Consider the following 21,944-nt stretch of genomic DNA (forward strand, 5'->3'; position numbering starts at 1 on the left):
AAACTTCAACCTTCTATAGCAACACAACAGCCAAGACTATTAGGACGTTGTTAATTGCTGAAAACCTTGGGGAAGACTCCTTCTTCCTTCAGCATCCATCCGTTACATCCCGTACATTGCTCGTTGCCGAACCTTCTTCCTTCTTCCTTCTTCCTTCTTCCTTCTTCCTATGGCTCGTTATTCTCGACTGCAAAAACTCGGCTCTTATATGCGCCCGCACTGGAAGCCAACATTCTGGGGCATTTTTTCGCTATTAGTTGTCAATGCTGTGGGCGTTTACATTCCCCTGCTGATTCGGAATTCAGTTGACACTCTGCAAATTGCGACTAAATTTGACCAAGTTTTCAATTTCGTGGCACTAATTCTGCTTCTCGCCTCAATTATGTGGGTGATTCGGATGGCGTCGCGGATTTTGCTGTTTGGCGTTGGGCGTCAAGTCGAATTTGATCTCAAACAGCAAATATTTAATCATTTATTAACATTAGAACCGTCTTATTTTGCAGCCAATACGGTAGGAGATTTAATTAACCGCGCTACTTCCGATTTGGACAATATTCGGCGCTTGGTGGGGTTTGCGGTGCTGAGTTTGGCGAATACGGCATTTGCCTATGCTTTGACTTTGCCGGTGATGCTGGGGATTAATGTAAGGCTGACACTGTTTGCGATCGCAGTTTATCCTTTAATGCTGGTTTTGGTACAGTTATTTAGCGACAAACTTCGCATCCAACAGTTAGCCGTGCAAGAGGAATTGTCGGCGATGAGCGATTTAATTCAAGAAGATATGAGCGGGATGTCCGTAATTAAAATCTACGCTCAAGAAGAGAACGAACGCCGAGCTTTTCGCAATTCCAATGCGAAGTTGCTATTAGCAAATTTAGAATTAGCAAAAACTAGAAACTTTATTTTTCCCCTGCTGGGCGGTTTGGCAAGCATTAGTTTGTTGGTGCTGCTTTCTGCTGGTGGCGGGGCAATTGCTAATGGCCAAATTAGCATTGGCGATTTTGTGGCGTTGCTGATTTATGTCGAGCGTTTGGTGTTTCCGACGGCGCTGTTGGGTTTCACAATTACTGCTTACCAGCGGGGAGAAGTGAGTGTCGATCGCATCGAATCAATTCTGACTGTGGAACCGCAAATTAAGGATGCTGCCGACGCAGTGGAACTGGCAACTCCAGTCAAAGGCGAAATTGCGGCTCGCCATCTAAATTATACTTATCCGGGTGCTAACACACCCGCGCTTAAAAATGTTGATTTTACCATAAAACCGGGCGAAACTGTCGCCATTGTCGGGGCGATCGGCTCAGGAAAATCAACTTTAGCTAATGCACTGCCCAGACTGCTGGACATCGATCGGGGTCAGTTATTTGTAGACGGACAGGATATTACCGAGGTAAAATTGACAGAATTGCGCGGGGCGATCGCCTACGTTCCACAAGAAAGCTTTCTGTTCGGCACTACCATCAAGAATAACATCCGCTACGGAAACCCTTTAGCGGAACAGCCGGAGATTGAAGCCGCAGCAAAACAAGCGCAAATTCACGCCGAAATCCTCAACTTTCCGCAGCAGTACAAAACAGTTGTTGGCGAGCGCGGCATTACTTTATCGGGTGGACAGCGCCAGCGGACGGCACTTGCTCGCGCTTTGTTAGTTGACGCCCCGGTGTTAATTTTGGATGACGCTCTTTCCAGCGTTGACAATCAAACTGCTACCGACATTTTGCGAAACTTGGCAACGGGAACCGATCGCAAAACAGTAATTTTTATCTCGCATCAAATGTCAGCGGCGGCCAGTGCCGATCGCATTTTTGTGATGGAGAGAGGAGAAATAGTTCAGAGTGGCACTCACCTTGAATTGGTAGGGCAAACAGGGCTTTATCAGTATTTGTGGAACCAGCAAAAATTAGAGGAATTGCTGCATTGACAAGTAACAGATGCTTTGATTTATATCAAATCCGCTAGCTAGCATCGGAATTAATATTACCCACAGCTTTCGACACCGCGAGTGTCCCGTGTCCCTACAATTAATCCGTATAGGGACACAGCACTGCTGTGTCCTCTATATAATTCCGGTGCAACCGGAAACGAGATCATAGGATGGTGGGGATAAAGAAGCAAGCAAATTTATTGCCCACCGATTTTAATTAGCTACATTACTCAAGGGAATTTCTTCTTGTTGTTGAAATAATTTAATCGATTGCAGACTATCTGAAGCAGCATCCCAAAGAATGAATTGGAAGCAGTCAGGAATATCGCGAATTGTCAGTGATTTTGAATTAGCCAGCAGGTGAATATTAGCATTGTGACAAGCCCGAAGATTATAGTTAGGTATTCGCTCAGAGAGATGATGAATATTGTGGTAAGCAATATCAGCCGAAAACCAATTAAGAATAGTTGGTAATTTCAGATAACTGCTGCCTTCTATTGCGCCCAGCAGATAGTCCCAGCCCTCTGTTTTGTGGGCGTAGGAACCGTCAAAATTATGCTGTACAAAGAAAATACAGATAAATATCGCTGCAGAACAAGTCATGACAATTGAGTAAACACTCCAGAAAAAGCCAAACCCCAGTAAGTTGCTCAGATAAATCCAGCTACCAACAACACAAATATTGTTGAACAGTAAATCCCAAAATTCAGCCGTCGTATACCAATGTTTGGATTTATAAGAAGCAATGATTGCAAATAAACCCATGCCAAAATCTTTAGTTATACAAGCAAAAATATGTCTGATAAAACCAGTAATTCCCAATATAAGGGCGAGTCTTGGCTTAATAATTAGATAGAAAAAACCACCTGGAAAAAGCATCAATGGGTGTCTGAGTAACTGATAGATTTTTTGACTAGAGGGACTTAGCGTCGCAAATTGTTCAGTGGATATCAACGCCGAAGGGCCTCGGTACATATCCCAATTACCATTATGTTTGTGGTGATAAGCGTGCCCCCTCGACCAGGGGTACTGAGGAATCGCATTGATGATACCTAGCAGAAAACCCATAATGCGATTGACTTTTTTGGAACTAAAAAGAGAATAGTGCCCGCAATCGTGCATCAAAGAGAAACAACGTCCTGAAAAAAGTGTCATCAACACCATTATCGGCGGCAGCAGGAATACAGAAATGGCCGCAGATTTAAAGGCTAAAAACCATAAGAATATATAAGGAACCACTGTATTGAGTATTTGGCAAGTAGCTGTCAAATTGTTGCTCTTCATATAAGGAGCTAGCACAAAATCCGACTTTTTGATCGCGTTTTTCATTCAGTATATCTAGGGTGTGTGGATAAGTGCTTAGCTTACCATCAGGATAGGATGCGTATTTTTGGCAGTGTTTTATTGCAGGTAATTGGCTTAATTGCGGTTAAAAATTTGCCCCTACTTTACAAAATTGCTGATAATATTTAGTTCATTATATCCTCCTTGGGATGGTTTCGCCAAGCTGAAATTAATCCCAGCATTGACGTACTTGCTCATAACAAAGGGCAAGAGTAATTTCTAATTGTTGCAGAAAATCGATTTCTATTTGACCGTCATTTGTTAGCAGAATAATTTCTTGGGTGGGATGGTATGTCGCAAGGATTTGAAGCAAAATTGAGATAGCGGATGGCTCTCTTGACAGTCGTTACAGATAATCTGTTAGCGATAATTCAGTTAGGAATTGCAAGTGATGCGGAACCGTAGGACTGTATAATCTCATCACATTTGCGGGACAGGGGCGGATTTACGCCGGACTTTCCCCGTTTCTTCCAAAGGTTTTTTTGTTGGAACCGATTTTTGCACATTTATGAGGTTATCACAACTCTGCTTTGTTTACAGAAAAAACTGTGAAGCCTGTCAGCCGCCGAACAAATCGCTGCACCGGAAGGCATGAATATCATTGGTTGGTTGGACGCCATTCAGTAATTTATGCCACTATTTTTGCTTGCATCGTCTGTGCCACACTTTACTGTACCGGGTTCTAGCCCAACTCGATCGCACGCTCAAAAGTTGGGCTACTGGCGAAAACTTTTTATTGGCGGGCTATAGGGGCGATCGACAAACGGCCCATCTCGGAAACCAAAGCTGACACAACATCCAGAACCGCAGAGGCTTTTGGCTCAATTCCTTGAGAAGAGAATTTGAGGAGCGATCGCAATTACCTGCGTTTTTTGTGCTCGGAGATAGCTCGGATTTGCTACAATCTAATCGCACACGCGATTAGAAATGGGTTATGACCGAACTATTAGATGAGACGCTTTCTATTGAAATGGCGACTCGCATCAAAAGCAACCGTAAAAACTGCTTTGACAACGCCTGTAAAGCAGCGTTAGCCACTGAGGGCGCGATTTATGTTCAAGGCTTTTTAGCCGTGCCGGGAGTGCCATATAAACCCATCGAATATAGCTGGATTGAACTCGACGAGCGAATTATTGACCCAACCTTTCCCCATCTCGGTTTCATCGCTCAAGACATTCATTACTTCCCAGTCCAGCGCTTCAGCGTCAAGAAACTCAAAGCAATCCTAGAAGAATCAAAAGAAGATTATCCTGAAGACGACCCGCTGCCGATTTATGGCAATCAACCTTATGAATATTACGGCGATTTGATGTTAGGCGGTAGCGATTACCAAAATGCTTACGATTTGGCTGCCGCTAAATGCAGGGAATTAAACCAACCCAAAAAACAGGATGCGAACTAATTCAAGACTTACTAAAAAATGGTTGGATGCGCCTCTTATAGCAGTAAGGTACGCTGCACCCTCCGTATAGAGGTTCAAGTAAGTGCTGAAGCTCCAAACCTCGAATAATGAAAAGCAGCCAATAACGGATCTAATTTCTGATTCCCAATCAAATCAGCCAACAATTTAGCCGTCACCGGAGCCAACAAAATGCCATTGCGGTAATGCCCCGTAGCCCATGTCAAATTCTCCCAAGCACTAGCACCCAAAATCGGCAATTCATCGGTCGTAGTCGGCCGAAATCCCCACCAAAACTCCAGAATCGGATAATTTTGTAATTCGGGATATAACTTAATCGCTCCTGCTAGCAAACTTTGGATTCCTGCAGGCGTATTTCCGGGCGTGAAATCGACATTTTCGCTAGTTGCACCAATAATAATTCTGCCATCTTGACGTGGCACAATATAAATGCCAGTCCCGAATATAACGGTTTGCAGGGGCTGGATAACTCCCCTATCTTCTGGTACACATACTGACAGCATTTGTCCCTTTCTTGGAAAAACAGGAATATCCAGTAATTTCTCAGACCAAGGGCCCGCAGCCAAAACATAACGGTCAGCTTGTAATTTTCCTGCCGTTGTTTCTACTCCAAAAACTCGGTTTTTCTGCCGAATGATTTCCTCTGCACTGCCTTGAATAATCTCAATCTGCAATTCTTTAGTTGCGGCCTGAAGCGTCCGAAATAAAGCGCGGTTGTCTACTTGAGCGTCGTCAGGATACCACCAACCGCCAATTACTTCTTGACCTAATCCAAACTGGTGCTGGCGAACAGTATCTCTGTCCAACCATTGATAATTAAGGTTTGACAAAAGTGGCTTTTCTTGAGGCTCATTTTGACAAACTGGTGCGAGAATTCCCGATCGCCAATATCCCGTTTTCAATCCGGTAATATCTTCTAGCCTTTCCACCCAGGCAGGATACAGTGCGCGACTTTGCAAGCACAAATCCAGCATCGGACTGGGGGGAATTCGTTCGGCTTGCGGGGCAAGCATTCCCGCCGCAGCCCGGGCCGTCGGTTGTTTAGAATCGGCGGTGAGAACTGCGACAGATGCCCCTCGCAATTTCAGTTCAACTGCTAGCGAAAGGCCAATTATTCCGCCGCCAATAATCAGAATATCTTTAGATGAATTCATTAACTTTTATATGGACTTTCTGGGTTTTTTAACCTCTCGGATTTCTTTATGGTAAGGTGCCGCGTGTGCACCTTACAGTTAGAATTCTTGCATAAGTCTTACAGATTATCTGGCAAGGCGATCGTCCTATCTGCCTTCCTTAACAAAAAATCTATGCTTGGGGTTTCCAGACAGTTTCAGAACCTTGACCCCAGAAACCGTCATATTTTGTCACCTTAATATCGCCTAAAACCTTGGTTTGGCAGGACAAACGGCGGTTGGAGGCGGAAGAATGGGGAGGAACCGAAAGTCGGGCTTTTTCGCGCCACTGGGGCTCGGAAACTTCGCCCTCGACGGTGACGGCGCAGGTGCCGCAAGTGCCGAGGCCGTGGCAGTTGATGACTTTGGCGTTGCCGTTGTAGAGATCGATGCCGTTTTTGAGCAAAACTTCACGGAGATTCGCTCCGCGATCGCACTCAAATGTTTTTCCTTGCGCTTGTACCTTGACCACAGCAATTTACCCCAGTTAGATTTATGTTAATTTTCCTATATATTATCGCATTAAATTCAAATAAATTCATCTAATATGGTAAGTGATATATTACCAATTTCTCGATCGCAATTTCCCATGACAAATCGGCTCTGGATCTACGATACCACGCTGCGAGACGGTGCTCAGTGCGAGGGACTCTCCTTATCTCTCGAAGACAAACTGCGAATTGCTCGACAGTTAGACAGCTTAGGAATTCCCTTTATTGAAGGCGGCTGGCCGGGGGCAAATCCTAAAGACGTACAATTTTTTTGGCGTCTCAAAGAACAGCCCCTAACTCAAGCAGAAGTTGTAGCTTTTTGTTCGACTAGGCGGCCGGGAACTACGGCAGCTAATGATGAAATGTTGCAGGCTATTTTGTCCGCCGGTACTCGCTGGGTGACGCTGTTTGGCAAGTCGTGGGATTTGCACGTTATTGAAAGTTTGAAGACGACGCTAGAAGAAAATTTGGCGATGATTCGAGATACAATTGAATATTTGCGGAGTCAGGGAAGGCGCGTTATTTACGATGCCGAACACTGGTTTGACGGCTACAAACACAATCCAGATTATGCTATTAAAACTTTAGAAGCTGCGGCGGATGCCGGTGCAGAATGGCTGGTGCTTTGCGATACTAACGGGGGTACTTTACCTCACGAAGTCAGTCAGGTTGTTCGTGATGTTTTAGAAGCTTTAGGAACCAATCGCGAAAAATCTTTACAATTAGGAATTCACACTCACAACGACTCAGGAGTTGCGGTTGCTAATGCTTTGGCTGCTGTGCGGGAAGGAGTGAGGATGGTACAGGGAACTATTAACGGTTACGGCGAACGCTGCGGCAATGCGGATTTATGTTCTTTGATTCCAAATTTTCAGCTAAAGTTAGGTTGTGATTGCATTGAAGACCAGCAATTAGTTAGATTAACTCAAGTAAGTCGCTCGATTAGCGAAATTGTCAATCTGGCTCCCGATGATCATGCTCCTTTTGTGGGTCTTTCGGCTTTTGCTCACAAAGGCGGAATTCACGTCTCGGCTGTTGAAAAAAATCCGTTAACTTACGAACATTTGGAACCGGAAAAAATTGGCAACAGGCGGCGAATTGTGATTTCGGATCAAGCCGGTTTGAGCAATGTTTTGGCGAAGGCGCGCACTTTTGGCATGGATCTCGATCGCAAAAATCCTGCTTGCCGCCAAATTTTGGAAAAATTGAAAGATTTGGAAAGTCAGGGATATCAATTTGAGGGTGCTGAGGCTTCTTTTGAATTGTTAATGCGGGAGGCTTTGGGAAAGCGGAAGCATTTATTTGAAATCAAAGGTTTTCAAGTTCACTGCGATAAAGGTAAGGAGGAAACAGTTAATTCTTTAGCAACCGTGAAAGTGACTGTTAACGGTCAAGATATTCTGGAATGCGCGGAAGGAAACGGGCCTGTTTCGGCACTTGATGCGGCTTTGCGGAAGGCTTTGCGGAATTTTTATCCGGCAATTACTGATTTTAACTTAACAGATTATAAGGTGCGAATTCTGGACGGATGTGCCGGAACTTCTGCTAAAACTCGCGTGTTGGCTGAGTTTAGCAACGGTCAAGATCGCTGGACAACTGTTGGGGTTTCTGGTAATATTTTGGATGCTTCTTATCAGGCGGTTGTTGAAGGTTTGGAGTATGGTTTGGTGTTGGGAGATAGGGAGGCGATCGTTTTAACTGTGTCGAGTTATTAGGTTAACGACCAAGAGAAGTTGCCTGAAGATCGATGTTTAAATAGATACCAAATACCAAGGGGAGCATCTCAATGAAAGCAGCCAAGCCCAAAATTGGAGTTTTGAGGCATGAGGCTCTCTTGCTGCGAGGCAGGAGGAAAGAGTCATATCAATTCCGGTTACACCGTCCGTGATTGTTGACTGTTGACTGTAGAAGGAGGGGTCGAAAAACTGAATAGTTGAGTGTTAACTGTTGACTCGATTTTATGATTCCGATGCAACCGGAAACGATATCAGAAGGAAGGAGCCAGAAGAAGTGTTTTTACAAATGTGAGATGCTCCCCTACTTTTGGGAGCATCTCAATGAAAGCAGCCAAGCCCAAAATTGGAGTTTTGAGGCAGGAGGCTCTCTTGCTGCGAGGCAGAAGGAGCCAGAAGAAGTGTTTTTACAAATATGAGATGCTCCCCTACTTTTTCACGTCATTATTATTACCTTCCCCAACGATCGATCGCATTCCTTCGAGCGTGGCGGGAATGCTGCGCGGGTCCATAAACATCACCTTGCTGCTGTCGCTGGTGCCAATTTTCAAGCCCATATCGAGATAGTTTTGAGCTAACAAAAATTGTAAAGCTTCGCGAGCAGTGGGGTCATTTTGCAGAGTTTTGGCGATTATTTGCAAGGCCTCAGAAGTAGCTTGAGCTTTCAAAACCTGACTTTGGCGTTCTGCTTGAGCTTTCAGGACGATCGCCTTTTGTTGAGCTTCCGCCTCCAAAATAGTCGCTTTTTGGCGCGCTTCTGCATCCAAAACTTGCGCTTCTGCTTTACCTTTGGCGCTGTTAACTGCTGACTCGCGTTCGCCCTCGGATGTCAGAATTGCCGCCCGCTTGCGTCGATCGGCTGCCATCTGCAATTCCATCGATTCCTGTACAGTTTTAGAAGGGATAATATCGCGCAATTCTACCCGCGTTACTTTCACTCCCCAAGGATCAGTAACAATATCTAAATCTCTGAGCAATATTTCATTAATTTGAGAACGAGCAGTAAAGGTTTGTTCGAGATCCAGTTGACCCATTTCGGCGCGAATTTGAGTCAGCACCATATTTACCATTGCTGACTGGAGATTTTCTACTTTGTAACAAGCTTTTTCCAAGTCTACAATGCGCCAGTAAACCACAGCATCAACCGTGAAGGAAACGTTATCCCGGGTGATACAAGCTTGCGGAGGAATATCTAAGACTTTTTCCCGAATTGTTTGCTCGTACACGACGCGATCGAGAAACGGCTTGACAAAATTCAAACCGGGTTCCAGTCTCCTGCCACTGTATTTACCTAAAGTTTCCACCAGCGCTTCATTTCCCTGATTGATAATCTTGACGGAACCTGCGAGGGCTGAGCCGCCGAGTGCTAAAAAGACAAGTAAAAAAAATTGTTCCACGGTCGCCTCCTATAAATGTTGAGTGTTGAGTGTTAAATGTTAAATGTTGACTAAAGACTGATGACTAACTACTAATTGTCTGTAATTAATTACGCATTTTGTTTAAGAATGCAAGAGATTTTCTGGCAAAACTATCAGAGTAGTGCCTTTTCGTCCGACGACAATTACGTTTTGGTTGGGGGGGATAGTGGCCTTCGTGTCTTCGCAGCGAGCTTGCCAAGAATTCCCCTCATAAATGACTCGGCCGGCTTCTCCGGGGGGAATTTCTGTTAAAGTTTTTGCTTCCTGAGAATCTGCGATCGCCCTTGCGGTGCCTTTTGGTATCAACCGCCGAGACAGCAGCACAAAAACGGTCGAAAATACCATCCAGAGGAAAATTTGTAAATTAACGTAAGGTAGAACTAGAGAGCATCCAGCTACGGCGAAGGCGCTCAGTCCCATCATAAAAGCGACAAAAGCAGTCGGGAGAAATAGCTCTGCCAAACAGAGCAAAGACCCAGCTATCAGCCAAAGGAGCGTCGGAGTCAAGATCATAAAAAGAATAGGTGATACTATTTAGATCTTAGATTGGAAATTTAAGATTTAAGAAATGCAAACAACTGACTCTGCAAGGGTTTGCGACTTGCTGGCCCTCAGAGCGATTTTTCGCGCCACGGTATCAGGTTGAGGCTTATACCGTACTCCAAGTCTGAGTTTAGCTAGGCAGACGGACCTCCCCACAGGGTAAGTCGTACTCGACTTACCCTGGGGATGAGAGTCGAGTGAGTTGACGATTGCACCGCCAAATAAATTGACAAGCGATTCTCTCTTTGATTGAGGCGGTGTATGAGAAAACGAACAAATCCATTACTCTATTCCTGGCTCTATGTTATCATGGTTAGCAGAACTGCGGTAAAAGTATTGTGTTAAGAGTCCTCAAGGTCAGAATCTATCCCAAAAAAGAACAACAAAGTCATTTGACCGGGGCGTTTGGCTGTGTTCGTTGGGTGTGGAATCAGTCTCTTGCTACTATGTCCCAGACCTACAAAGAAACTGGGAAAGGTATCTCTGCCTTAACAATGAAGAAACAGATTCCAGTCTGGAAAAAGGAGCATGAGTGGCTCAAAGAATGCTATTCCCAATGCCTCCAATCTTCTTGTCTGAATCTGTCTCAAGCTTTTATCAACTTCTTTGATGGTCGAGCACAGTACCCTACATTCAAAAAGCGTCAGGGTAGACAATCAATGCAGTACCCTCAGAACGTCAAAATTCTGAGTAACTCCTCGATTAAGTTCCCAGGAAATCTTGGCATCGTAAAAGCCAAAATTCATCGTGATACTGTTGGCAAATTAAGAACTGTCACGGTGTCTAAAATGCCTGACGGTCGTTATTACGCTTCCTTGTTAATGGAGGATGGGCTGGAGTCACCGACAGCCGATGAAGAGGGTAAAGCCATCGGCCTAGACTTGGGACTGCTTGATTTTGCTGTCACATCTAACGGCTCAAAGTATCAAAATCCCAGACATCTCAAGAAACACGAACGCAACCTCAAACGCAAACAGCGTCAGCTATCTCGTAAAAAGGATAAGACGACTAACAAACGTCGCAAAGCTAAACGGGCTGTTGCCAAGGTGCATTCAAAAATAGCCAGAGTGCGTGAAGATTTCCGACATAAACTATCCCGTAAGATAGTCAACGAAAACCAAGTTATTGTTGTCGAAAATCTGGCAGTAAAGAACATGGTCAAGAACCACAATGTAGCCAAAGTAATAAGTGATGCTAGTTGGGGGATGTTCTGCACTATGCTCAAGTACAAAGCAGAGGCAGAAGGCAAAGTTTACCTAGAAGTAGGTAGATTTTTCCCTTCGTCACATCTTTGCTCAAATACTTTACTGCCAATACCAAAAATGGATCTATCAGTCCGTGAATTTAACTGTCCCCACTGCCAATCGCGACACGATAGAGACATCAACGCGGCGATTAACATCAGAAACGAAGGCTTACGGATATTGGCGTTGGGAACCAGCGTTACTGCCTTTGGAGGCAATGTAAGACCAAAACAGTATGGACGCAAGTCCACTGCTGCCGAGGCTGTTGCCCTTGAATTGGGAAGCCCACATCATACTGCTCCGGCAGTTGATGTGTGGTAGTTCACTAACTTAAATTACAATTTAAGCCGGTGCAGACTGGCAGAAACTACAATTTCTAGGGGCCCAAAGGCAGTTAAGAAATTGATAGGGGCTAAAATCAGTTTATTCTCAAGCTCATGAATTTGAGCTTGCGAATTATATATCTTCAGAATGTTTTTACACAAACTATTTCGATATGATCAGCAGTTTCTCCGAACCCATTTATTGCCCGAGTCTTAGCTGTCCCGATCCCCGCAATACCTTTGGCCGCCAGCACTGTGCAGCGTGCGAAACGGATTTAATTTATCGCTATGTGTGGGTGGTGGGGCAAGCAGCCGAGGAAGTGCCGACGGGTAAGGTAATAGCCGATCGATACTTTGTCATTGCACCCCAAATCTGGCTCGACAGCCGTCCAGCGTTGCCTCCCAGCGTCCCGGAACAACTGCCGGATACGATTATGCCTTACCTGCATTTGTATCCCCAACGGCTGCATACGCCGGAAGTCTACGGTTTTTGTTCGCTTGGGGAAGCACCGGAAGCCACAGAAGTGCTGTTGTTGCAAAATGTGCCCATCAATAATTTCGGTCGCCTGTATCCTTCTATTTTAGAATCTTGGTCTGGGACAACCGCCGCGCGCCAAGTTTACTGGTTGTGGCAAATGCTCCAACTGTGGGCGCCGCTGTCGGAACAGGGAGTCGCTTCGAGTTTGCTGGTACCGGAAAATTTGCGGGTGGAAGGTTGGCGGGTACGCCTGCTGGAACTGCACCGGGGCAATTTTGTACCGACGCTGCGGGATTTGGGAGATGTGTGGTCAGGTTTGGTGGAATCAGCGCAACCCGAGGTGCAGTCGAAACTCGGAGAGATTTGTCAGTTTATGCGCCGCAGCAGCATGAATTTCGAGGCGATCGCCCTGGAACTAAACGATTTACTATTAGAACAAGCCGCTCAATTGCCTCTGCACTTAGAAGTAGTCGGCATGACTGATACCGGGCCACAGCGCTCCCAAAATGAAGACAGTTGCTATCCGGTTGCTGCTGATTTTCAATTTAGCAAAACTTCAGGGGGCGAGAAACTAATTCCTTACTTGACAATGGTTTGCGACGGGGTTGGAGGCCACGAAGGAGGAGAAGTTGCCAGTCAATTAGCCGTGCAGTCCCTGAAAGCTTTAATCCAAAATTTGCTCGCAGAAATTGCTCAACAAGAAGAATTGATGACGCCAACAATGGTCATCAAGCAACTTGAAGAAATAGTCAGAGTTGTGAATAATGTGATTTCCGCTCAAAATAATGAGCAGGGAAAAGAGTTGCGGCAACGGATGGGGACGACTTTGGTGATGGCCCTCCAGTTGCCTCAAAAAGTGAAAATTTCCGAGGATTTGCCCTCGAATAACAGCCACGAACTTTATTTAGTCAATGTTGGAGACAGCCGCGCTTATTGGATTGGCAAAAATTACTGTCACCGGCTGACTGTGGACGACGACGTAGCCTCAAGGGAAGTCCAGCTAGGACATTGTTTGTACTGGGAGACTCAACTGCGATCCGATGCGGGAGCCCTGACTCAAGCTTTGGGCACGCGGGATGCCGATTTCCTGCGCCCGACGATTCAGCGATTTATTGTCGAAGAGGAAGGCTTACTGCTGCTGTGTTCCGACGGTTTGAGCGACAACGACTGGGTAGAGAAATCTTGGGAGAATTATGGCCCAGAGGTGCTTGAGGGCAAAATGTCTTTGGAAGCGGCAGTTCAGTCTTGGATTCGTCTCGCCAACGAGAAAAATGGTTATGACAACACCTCCGTGGTAGCGACTCACTGTCGGATGTCGCCGGAGAGATTGGTACTGTTTGATCCGGCGGTGGCCTCAGCGCCGGCGTCAGCGCCAGTGTCAGCCTCGGTGTCGCTGCCGCCTTCCCTCGTCGCTGCGTCCCTCCAGAAGTCCGGGAGGATTCCAGAATCTCAGCTTTCAGAATCGTCCAAACAGTTGTTGTACCCCGAAACTTCCCCCGCCCCGGAACCAGTTCAAAAACGGCGCTCCAAGCTGCCGCTGCCCCTACTGGGGGTGTTGGGGCTGATATTAGCCGGCGGCGGTTTAGGTTTGTGGGTGCAAAGCCTCCAAAGCCCGCAGCCAGATCCCGCACAACTTCCACCACCGCCGGAAACTCCCGCCCCAAGTCCTTCGGAGAGTCCCTCGCCCGGGGCCGAGAGTCCCTCGCCGTCGCCGGAATCGACTCCTGCGGAAATTCCGCCGCCCGATAGCGAGAGTCCCTCGCCGTCGCCCGAATCGACTCCTGCGGAAATTCCGCTGCCCGATAGCGAGAGTCCCTCGCCGTCGCCGGAATCGACTCCTGCGGAAATTGCGCCGCCCGAAGAAGCGGAAACTCCTTTGCCATCAGCGGAGTAAGCGAGAGTCTCTCGCCGTCGCCCGAATCGACTTTTGAGCTTACAAAATAATGCTTCGAGCGTCGCAGCTCTCTACTATCCAAATTCGGGAAAACTTTTCCAGTGTAAATGGAATGATTTCTGGTAGAGGTTGTTGATTTACAGCATATTCCATGTAGATGTAGCTCGCGAGAAACCGGGTTTTTTGAACAGAATCAGTAAGGATGCGAGAACTGTAAAGAAACCTGGTTTCTGGGGTGTACTTCATAAACCTGGAATACGCTGTATATAAATCACACTTCACAGAGGAGCATCTCACTTTTGCAGCAAAGCTAGAAATTAAAGTTTTGAGGCAGAAGGAAGGAGCCAGAAGAAGTGTTTTTACAAATATGAGATGCTCCATCACAGTTAATGATTTTGTATCATAGTCCGCTTGCAGAAACAAGATGGCTAAAAAGTCAGCCATCACTACAAAAAGTAGTTAAAAATGCTTAATAATCTCCATGCAGCTAACAATTAGCGATTAGCAACTAACAAGATAAGCTTTTTTTATATTGACGACGCACAATTTATTAACTATAATTACCAGGCTAAAAATAACAAAAATCTTACGCCTAACAGTTTTTCTCAAATAACCGTTAAACTATTCTAACGTTTGCGCGTACCCAACCTCGCAGGCACAACCTATATCTGTTAAGGATTCGTCCTGATTCACAGGAGCAAGATTTTAAAATATGCATCTCAGCGAACTGACTCACCCAAACCAATTACACGGCCTCTCGATTCATCAACTCGAACAAATTGCCCGACAAATTCGAGAAAAGCATTTAGAAACTGTAGCCGCTAGCGGCGGCCACCTCGGCCCAGGATTGGGTGTAGTCGAACTGACCTTAGCACTCTACCAAACACTCGACCTCGATCGCGACAAAGTTACCTGGGATGTCGGCCACCAAGCTTATCCTCACAAATTAATCACCGGCCGCTACAACCAATTCCACACCCTACGCCAAAAAGACGGCGTTGCAGGCTATCTCAAGCGCTGCGAGAGCAAATTTGACCACTTCGGTGCAGGTCACGCTTCCACAAGCATTTCCGCAGCGTTAGGAATGGCAATGGCGCGCGACCTCAAGGGGGAAAACTTTAAAACTGTAGCAGTCATCGGCGACGGCGCATTGACTGGCGGCATGGCACTCGAAGCCATCAACCACGCGGGCCATATGCCGAAAACCAATTTGTTAGTTGTGCTCAACGACAACGAGATGTCAATCTCGCCCAACGTCGGCGCAATTACGCGGTATTTGAACAAGATGCGATTGTCGCCACCGGTGCAGTTTCTCAAAGATAACTTAGAGGAACAATTCAAACACATTCCCTTTGTCGGCGAAACTTTTACTCCAGAAATGGAACGCCTCAAAGAAGGGATGAAACGCTTGGCCGTCTCGAAAGTTGGAGCAGTAATTGAAGAATTGGGCTTTACTTACATGGGCCCGGTAGATGGACACAATTTGGAAGAGTTAATTGCCACTTTCAAACAAGCTCATACCATCCAAGGGCCGGTGTTGGTTCATGTGGTGACGGTGAAAGGCAAAGGATATGCGATCGCCGAAAAAGACCAAGTAGGATATCACGCCCAAAATCCCTTTAACTTAGCCACCGGCAAAGGCATTCCCTCCACTAAACCCAAGCCTCCAGCTTACTCGAAAGTATTTGCCCACGCCCTAGTCAAGCTAGCAGAAGATAATCCCAAAATTGTCGGCATTACCGCTGCAATGGCAACCGGAACAGGTCTGGATAAACTTCATGAAAAACTGCCTAAACAGTACATTGATGTCGGGATTGCCGAACAGCACGCCGTGACTTTATCCGCTGGTTTAGCCTGCGAAGGAATGCGCCCGGTTGTGGCAATTTACTCGACATTTGTGCAGCGAGGCTATGACCAAATAATTCATGATGTCTGCATCCAAAATTTGCCAGTTTTCTTCTGTTTGGATCGCGCCGGCATTGTCGGTGCTGACGGCCCCACTCACCAAGGAATGTACGACATTGCCTTCTTGCGGTGCCTGCCAAATATGGTAGTTATGGCGCCAAAAGATGAGGCAGAATTGCAGCGGATGATAGTCACGGGAATCAACCACACCAGCGGCCCGATCACCATGCGTTACCCGCGCGGCAACGGTTACGGCGTGCCTCTGATGGAAGAAGGTTGGGAAGAATTGCCGATCGGCAAAGCCGAAATTCTCCGCAACGGCGACGATGTGCTGATCTTGGGTTACGGTTCAATGGTTTATCCGGCAATGCAAACTGCCGAGATGCTGAGCGAACACGGTATTGAAGCAACTGTGATCAATGCGCGTTTTGTCAAGCCTTTGGACACCGAATTAATCTTGCCTTTAGCACAGCGAATCGGCAAAGTTGTCACAATGGAAGAAGGCTGTTTGATGGGTGGCTTCGGTTCAGCAGTTGCTGAATCTTTGCTCGACAATAATGTTCTCGTGCCACTGATGCGGCTGGGCGTACCGGATACATTAGTAGATCATGCAACGCCAGAGCAATCATTTGCAAGTTTAGGATTAACTCCGTCGCAAATGTGCGATCGCATCTTAGCAACATTCAGCCGCAAACAGTCTCCTGTTAGCGTGTAAATAGCTAGAATTGTAGGGTGCGCCTAGCGCACCTTACCATTCGAGACTAATCCTAAGAAATACCCGATCTATGACAGTGTAATAAAACGACCCCGCAAGTCCGATGGTGTCACATTCAGAACTCTACCTAAAATTTGACCGTTTGAAGCAATTTGAATAGTAGTAGCGTCATAACTACCATTGCGATCGGGATCTAAATCGGCTAAAGAAATTTTGCTTTCTTGAGGAAATCTCCCCGAAACCAAGCGAATATTTTGCAGCGGTACTGAAAAGGCGGTGAGTCTGACGTTTGCCTCAGTTAAACCATTAGTAAGACCAATTCGATCCAGAGAATTTTCAAAGTCGAGAATAATATCCCACGCCTGTACGCTACTGTTAGGGTTGCGCTTTGGATCTCCTAAAACAATATCCGTTCTTAGGACGAACACATCACTACCCGTTCCCCCTTTATAGAGAGTGTAACCCAGGTCGCCGCTCAGAGTATCGTTACCCGCACCTCCATCTAATAAATCATCACCTCGACCGCCATTCAAAATGTCGTCTCCGTCACCACCCGCGATATAATCATCACCAAGACCGCCAATGAGAGAATCTCGACCAACTTCGCCGTATAAATCGTCTTCGTCTCTACCGCCTTGCAAGTTGTCATTGCCATCACCACCGAATAAAATATCTTTACCAGCATTTCCGTTGATGATTTCGCTCTCAAACGAGCCTCTGATTGTATCATTGCCATCTAAGGCAAGAACACCTCCAGGGAACTGAACCATCAAACCAGGAACGACTGTAAAATTATCAGGATTAAAAGTCAAGTTGAAAGTATTTGCCATAATTGATTTCAGAAATATTCAATTCAACCAATAAATATATTACCATCTGATACAACGGAGAAAAAACAATGACTAACGTGAAACCAAATCGTACCGTGCGGCGGGGAAGATTGTTCCCAGAGATTCAGTGGTCAGAAGAAAAAAAAGCCCAGTGGCGAGCCGAAAGAGAAACATTTTATCAGCGCTGCAAACCAATTTTCGATCGCCTAAAACCAGAATTGATTAAAACCCACTACAACTGGTACATGGCGGTTGAACCCGACAGCGGAGACTATTTTATCGACAAAGATGATATGGTCGCTACCAAAATGTGCCGCCAGAAACACCCAAATGCTATCCCGTTTCTTTTCCGCCTCAACCATACAGGGGCGTGCGGCACGATATGATTGCAGGAAGATTTGGTGATGAAGACGAGCTATTTTTTGAAGTAGAATTGATTGCTGATAACGGCTTAGAATTACCTGTTGATGCCCTGCTAGATACAGGTTTTTCTGGCTGGCTAGCAATGGACAGTCAGGATTTAGAAGGGCTTGATTGGATTTATATTAGGCGACAAAAAATGCGGACAGCTAAGGGAGAATTCAATTTCGATCTTTATGCAGGAAAAGTACGCATAGATGAGCAAGAGTTTGACATTCCCGTTCATCTGGGTGACGGAGTACCGGAAATTTTAATAGGCTGCCAGTGGCTAAAAACTCGGCGGTTAGTAGTTGATATATCTGCAGGTATTTTGACATTGGAAGCTAGTTAAAAGCAAAATGAATTTAAAAAGTTTTGACATAGTAATAGTAGGAGCAGGCCCAGCAGGCGGTCACTGCGCGAGAATCCTAGCCCAATCCGGCCACAAAGTCTTGCTGGCAGAGCAAAACGACAATTTTAATAAAAATGACTTTTCTAGCGCCGCTACACCTCTAGAAACTCTCTCTAAATTCGATTTACCAGAGTCCGTTATCGGCAGTTTTTGGCACAAACTTACTATTGAAACTAGCAAAGTCAGTCAAACTTGGGAGTCTCCCGAAAGCTTGGGAGTTGTTCTCAATTTTGCTAAATTTAGAGCATTTTTGGCCAGCGAAGTTGAGCGATTTGGCGGTGAAATTTGGCTTGGTTATCGCTACACCGGACATTCACAAAGCAAGGGCGAAACAACAGTCGAGTTTAAACAGTTATCCGACGGTCAACTTATCAAAGTTAGAACTAAAGTATTGGTTGATGCTACTGGCTTTGCTAGGGCGATTATGTACGAAAAAGAGAATGATAAGCCGGATTTTTTGTCGGGAACCGGAATCGAATATTTGATTGAAGTAGAGCCAGAAGTTTACAATAAATACAGCGGTGATTTAATCTTATTTGTGGGCGATAAATGGATGCCTAAAGGTTATTCTTGGATATTTCCCATGGAACAAAATAGGCTGAAAGTTGGTGCTGCTCGCATTTTTTTAGAGCAGAAAACACTGAGGCATTTGTCACCGCTGAAAAAATATATTGATTTACTGATTGATGAATATCTAAAGTCTAAAAATTATAAAATTCTTGACAAACACGGTTCCATGCTGAAGTATAGTCGTGGTTTGAAGGATATTTATTGCAAGGATAATATAATTGCGATCGGCGATAGTGTTTCGACAGTAAATTTTTTGGGTGGCGAAGGGATTAGACACGGGATGGATGGTGCCCAAATCGCGGGGAAATATATTCAAAGGTATTTGGAGGGGAAAATCTCAGATTTTCGGGATTATGAGACGGAAATGCACCGCAAGTTTGATCAGAAATGGCATATTTCGGAAAGGTTGGCGGTGAGAAAGTATATCGATGATGTTAATGATGAGCTGACCGATAAAATAATTTATTATTTAAAGTATATGAAAACTGAAGATGTGATGGATATTTTATTTTATTATAAATTTGAGAAAATTTCCAGAGGGTTAGGCGGTTATTTGCAGAGAAAAATCAAGGAATTGATTAATAAATTTCACTGGTAAGGTGCGTCCGGTGAGAGATGGTTTGTTGAGGGAAAACTCTCGCTGATTGACGCACATTACTAAGCTAATTTTAAGGCATTTTCGGCGGTGACTTGAATGCGCGGCAGCGACAATAAAGAATCTTCAAAACTGCTCAAATTTAATGTATATGATACACCAAAAGTATATCCACTCGCTCCAATTAAATGCGCTACAATTGGATCGACATCGCCGTAAGGATAGGCAAAACATTTAACAGGTTTCTCTAATTCCCGTTCCAAGATAGCACGGGATTTGGCTGCCTCCCGCACAATTTCTGTCGGCGACAATGCAGTCAAAGGTTGATGAGTAGCAGACATAGAACCGAATTCAATCCCTGCATCCCGCAGTTGCAAAATTTCCGACCATCCCATTAACGGCACTTCTTCAAATTCGGCTTTTTCCCAACTATTTGTCTTTCCTATTGACTCCGCTACGAGAAAAACAGTTGCTGTAAAATCAAACCGTTTTAGCAGAGGCCAAGCATATTGGAAAAAGTCGAGATAGCCGCCGTCAAATGTCATCAATACAGCTTTACCGGGTAAAGGAGTTTTAGCCAGTTTCGCGCTTCGCCAATTTTCCCAACTCGCACTGTAATAACCCAGATTTTTAAGATTGTGTAACTGTTGTTCAAAAATTTGGGGAGTAACTGCGTCTAAACCGTCAGGAGAAATGCGGCGGTAGGAGAGAATCGGGAGTTTTTGTGTAACGCTATGGTTGTCCAAAAATTGAGGTTTCACCGAGTGAGAAACTTCCCGATAAGAAGATTTTGAGCCAATGATTTCCGGTGCGTAAAATACTTGCTTTGGAAACTCGTTTTCTTGGGGAATTTGCATTGTCGGTTCCCCAGCGATTGCTGCGGCTGACTCGATTTCCGGCAGCGCCGCCGCCGGGAGTGAGGCGCGACGGCTGACACTCGTCCCGATCGCACCCGATCGCCTGCCGAACATCACCGCATTTTGGGGGTAAATGCCCCCAGCACCCGGTGCATTCAACCATTCGGGCAAATTAGACCTTTGTTGAGCACAAGAGGCTAAGCGCGATCGTAGCCATTGCTTGCCGTTGAGTGGTTTTCCCAGCAAAGCTTCTCGCACGGCGGCGATGCACAACTCAAAACCCATATTTCGATTAATTGTCGATCGCAATTTTTGAGCCGAAACAAAATTATTTTCCACCGCAACAGTAACAATACCGACAGCAACGCCGCCTACTTTTACCAGCACGTCTATTTCAGAAAGCTCAACTTTTATATTAGCAAATTCCTCGCTAATTTCTAAGACAATCAATTTTTTTTCGAGGGTAATTGTTGGAACTTCCTCAGCTATTTCAGGCTTGTAGAAATCCTCCAAATGCCAATGCGGACGCCCCCATAATTCTTGCATAAATAGCGTCCAGTCATGTTTAGGGTGCAATGGTTCCAGCAAATTTTCCCACAATTTATTGCCTTTTTCGCAGCGATTGCGTTGACAGAAGCGATCGAGAATTTGCCAAGCAAACTGGGCTGCAACCGCATCCGCCAACACCGCAGCCGCCACCATGCCATCGCAAATCGGCAATTCAATAATACCGAGTTGAATTCCTTCTAGTTTGATCGTACAGCACAGGCGATCGCATAGTTGCCAAGCGTAAATATCCGAAATTGGTTCGGTCACTTCCACCGTAACTTTCCAGGTCATTTCATCCTTGACTCGCTGAATTTTATCTAAAATATATCGGATTTCATTGCGCGTGAAAATTTTATGATATTTGTGAACGTTACTACTTTTGACATCTCTCTCAATTCCTTTGTGCCAAGGTAGATTTAAACTGAGCTTCGCGGCTTTTTCTTGATAATTAACGAGCATTGTGCCGTCATATTCAATGCCCATGAAATTACAAATTTTTCCTAAAATTTGTGTTTTGTTATCTAAAAGCTCCTCATATTTAACTAATATATGATTGGATTTATTAATGTATTTGTGGCTAGTTAACATCGCGTGTTCCCAGCGATAGATACAGTGGTTTAAATCCCAACCAGCGCCCCACAATTCGTTAAAACTCCTAGTAGCATCATACATAGAAGCTATTGTATCCATACCGTTTCGCAAAATATGTATAAATTTCGCATCCGGCAAAAAGCGCTCTATGTCATCAATAAAATATATGTGTTCCGGCGTTTTTTCCAACCAAATGCTTTTTTTTTGTTCAGCAGCCAAACCATCCAAAACTCTCACAAACCAACTAGCTTTAGCTTCCACACTTTGGCTGTCATCAAAATCTTTCAAAAGTTCAGGACGTTTAATCTCATCCTTAAAAAAAGCTTCCATTCTACCTGGCAACTTTCCCGCAAACTGATCGTATAGCAAATAGTGAAAAAACTTAGATTCCGGAAAAGAAATAACTTCGGGATGAGCAGCTAATAAGCTTTGAAGAATTGTCGTGCCACTGCGAGGCGAGCCTAGGAGAAATATGCGTTTCATAACATTTTGCAATTCTAATTAACTCTAGATTTTGAGGGGGGGTTGGGTTTTGTTCTC

General features: G+C 45.2%; 17 protein-coding genes. 9 read left to right on the forward strand and 8 right to left on the reverse strand.

Annotated elements, in window-relative coordinates:
• Positions 1-169: 169 nt before the first annotated feature.
• Positions 170-1,918, forward strand: coding sequence for an ABC transporter ATP-binding protein (locus tag QUA34_RS00970; RefSeq protein ID WP_333383343.1), 1,749 nt, complete (start codon positions 170-172; stop codon positions 1,916-1,918).
• Between the two features lie 216 nt (positions 1,919-2,134).
• Here QUA34_RS00970 and QUA34_RS00975 read toward each other — a convergent pair whose 3' ends face one another.
• Positions 2,135-3,250, reverse strand: a complete 1,116-nt coding sequence (locus QUA34_RS00975) for a fatty acid desaturase (protein WP_333323582.1) — start codon at positions 3,248-3,250, stop codon at positions 2,135-2,137.
• A gap of 748 nt (positions 3,251-3,998) precedes the next feature.
• Positions 3,999-4,124 carry a hypothetical protein gene (locus tag QUA34_RS00980; protein ID WP_333383346.1) on the reverse strand — a complete coding sequence of 42 codons (126 nt, stop codon included), beginning with the start codon at positions 4,122-4,124 and terminating at the stop codon, positions 3,999-4,001.
• 75 nt (positions 4,125-4,199) lie between these two features.
• Between QUA34_RS00980 and QUA34_RS00985 the strand changes: the two genes are divergently transcribed.
• Complete coding sequence (locus QUA34_RS00985) at positions 4,200-4,667, forward strand: hypothetical protein (protein ID WP_333383349.1); 468 nt, start codon at positions 4,200-4,202, stop codon at positions 4,665-4,667.
• Positions 4,668-4,741: 74 nt separating this feature from the next.
• On the opposite strand, the gene thiO is transcribed toward QUA34_RS00985, so the two are convergent.
• Both thiO and QUA34_RS00995 read right to left on the reverse strand, forming a co-directional pair.
• On the reverse strand, positions 4,742-5,839 hold the full coding sequence (gene thiO, locus QUA34_RS00990) for a glycine oxidase ThiO (RefSeq protein WP_333383351.1): 1,098 nt from the start codon (positions 5,837-5,839) through the stop codon (positions 4,742-4,744).
• A 151-nt stretch (positions 5,840-5,990) separates the two neighbouring features.
• Positions 5,991-6,329, reverse strand: a complete 339-nt coding sequence (locus QUA34_RS00995) for a 2Fe-2S iron-sulfur cluster-binding protein (RefSeq protein ID WP_333383353.1) — start codon at positions 6,327-6,329, stop codon at positions 5,991-5,993.
• Between the two features lie 75 nt (positions 6,330-6,404).
• On the opposite strand from QUA34_RS00995, the gene cimA reads away from it, so the two are divergent.
• Entirely contained in the window at positions 6,405-8,063 is a 1,659-nt protein-coding gene (gene cimA, locus QUA34_RS01000) for a citramalate synthase (protein ID WP_445242783.1), read from the forward strand.
• Positions 8,064-8,509: 446 nt separating this feature from the next.
• On the opposite strand, the gene QUA34_RS01005 is transcribed toward cimA, so the two are convergent.
• Positions 8,510-9,478, reverse strand: a complete 969-nt coding sequence (locus QUA34_RS01005; RefSeq protein ID WP_333383356.1) for an SPFH domain-containing protein — start codon at positions 9,476-9,478, stop codon at positions 8,510-8,512.
• Positions 9,479-9,580: 102 nt separating this feature from the next.
• A complete protein-coding gene (locus QUA34_RS01010) occupies positions 9,581-10,012 on the reverse strand; it encodes an NfeD family protein (protein ID WP_333051437.1) in 432 nt (143 codons plus the stop codon).
• 368 nt (positions 10,013-10,380) lie between these two features.
• On the opposite strand from QUA34_RS01010, the gene QUA34_RS01015 reads away from it, so the two are divergent.
• From QUA34_RS01015 to dxs, 3 genes are all read left to right on the forward strand, one after another.
• Positions 10,381-11,607, forward strand: a complete 1,227-nt coding sequence (locus QUA34_RS01015) for an RNA-guided endonuclease TnpB family protein (protein WP_333383359.1) — start codon at positions 10,381-10,383, stop codon at positions 11,605-11,607.
• Positions 11,608-11,782: 175 nt separating this feature from the next.
• On the forward strand, positions 11,783-13,981 hold the full coding sequence (locus tag QUA34_RS01020; RefSeq protein ID WP_333383362.1) for a protein phosphatase 2C domain-containing protein: 2,199 nt from the start codon (positions 11,783-11,785) through the stop codon (positions 13,979-13,981).
• 712 nt (positions 13,982-14,693) lie between these two features.
• The gene (dxs, locus tag QUA34_RS01025; protein WP_333084635.1) at positions 14,694-16,601 is read left to right on the forward strand and encodes a 1-deoxy-D-xylulose-5-phosphate synthase; all 1,908 of its coding nucleotides are present in this window, start codon (positions 14,694-14,696) and stop codon (positions 16,599-16,601) included.
• A gap of 68 nt (positions 16,602-16,669) precedes the next feature.
• Here the strand turns inward: dxs and QUA34_RS01030 are convergent, their stop codons facing one another.
• Positions 16,670-17,431: a calcium-binding protein gene (locus tag QUA34_RS01030; protein ID WP_333383366.1), complete on the reverse strand. Its 762-nt coding sequence runs from the start codon at positions 17,429-17,431 to the stop codon at positions 16,670-16,672.
• A gap of 68 nt (positions 17,432-17,499) precedes the next feature.
• Here QUA34_RS01030 and QUA34_RS01035 point away from each other — a divergent pair, with 68 nt between their 5' ends.
• From QUA34_RS01035 to QUA34_RS01045, 3 genes are read left to right on the forward strand one after another with little or no spacing between them, the layout of a single operon-like run.
• Positions 17,500-17,817 (forward strand): hypothetical protein, encoded by a 318-nt coding sequence (locus tag QUA34_RS01035; protein ID WP_333383369.1) that lies wholly within the window; start codon positions 17,500-17,502, stop codon positions 17,815-17,817.
• Entirely contained in the window at positions 17,814-18,182 is a 369-nt protein-coding gene (locus QUA34_RS01040) for an aspartyl protease (RefSeq protein ID WP_333383372.1), read from the forward strand. The genes QUA34_RS01035 and QUA34_RS01040 overlap by 4 nt, the downstream gene beginning before the upstream one ends.
• A gap of 7 nt (positions 18,183-18,189) precedes the next feature.
• Positions 18,190-19,410, forward strand: a complete 1,221-nt coding sequence (locus QUA34_RS01045) for an NAD(P)/FAD-dependent oxidoreductase (RefSeq protein WP_333383374.1) — start codon at positions 18,190-18,192, stop codon at positions 19,408-19,410.
• Positions 19,411-19,469: 59 nt separating this feature from the next.
• Here the strand turns inward: QUA34_RS01045 and QUA34_RS01050 are convergent, their stop codons facing one another.
• Positions 19,470-21,887: a sulfotransferase gene (locus QUA34_RS01050; protein ID WP_333383377.1), complete on the reverse strand. Its 2,418-nt coding sequence runs from the start codon at positions 21,885-21,887 to the stop codon at positions 19,470-19,472.
• Positions 21,888-21,944 lie beyond the last annotated feature (57 nt).

Origin of the sequence: Microcoleus sp. POL10_C6 (assembly GCF_036701585.1) — a bacterium.
Lineage (GTDB): Bacteria > Cyanobacteriota > Cyanobacteriia > Cyanobacteriales > Microcoleaceae > Microcoleus.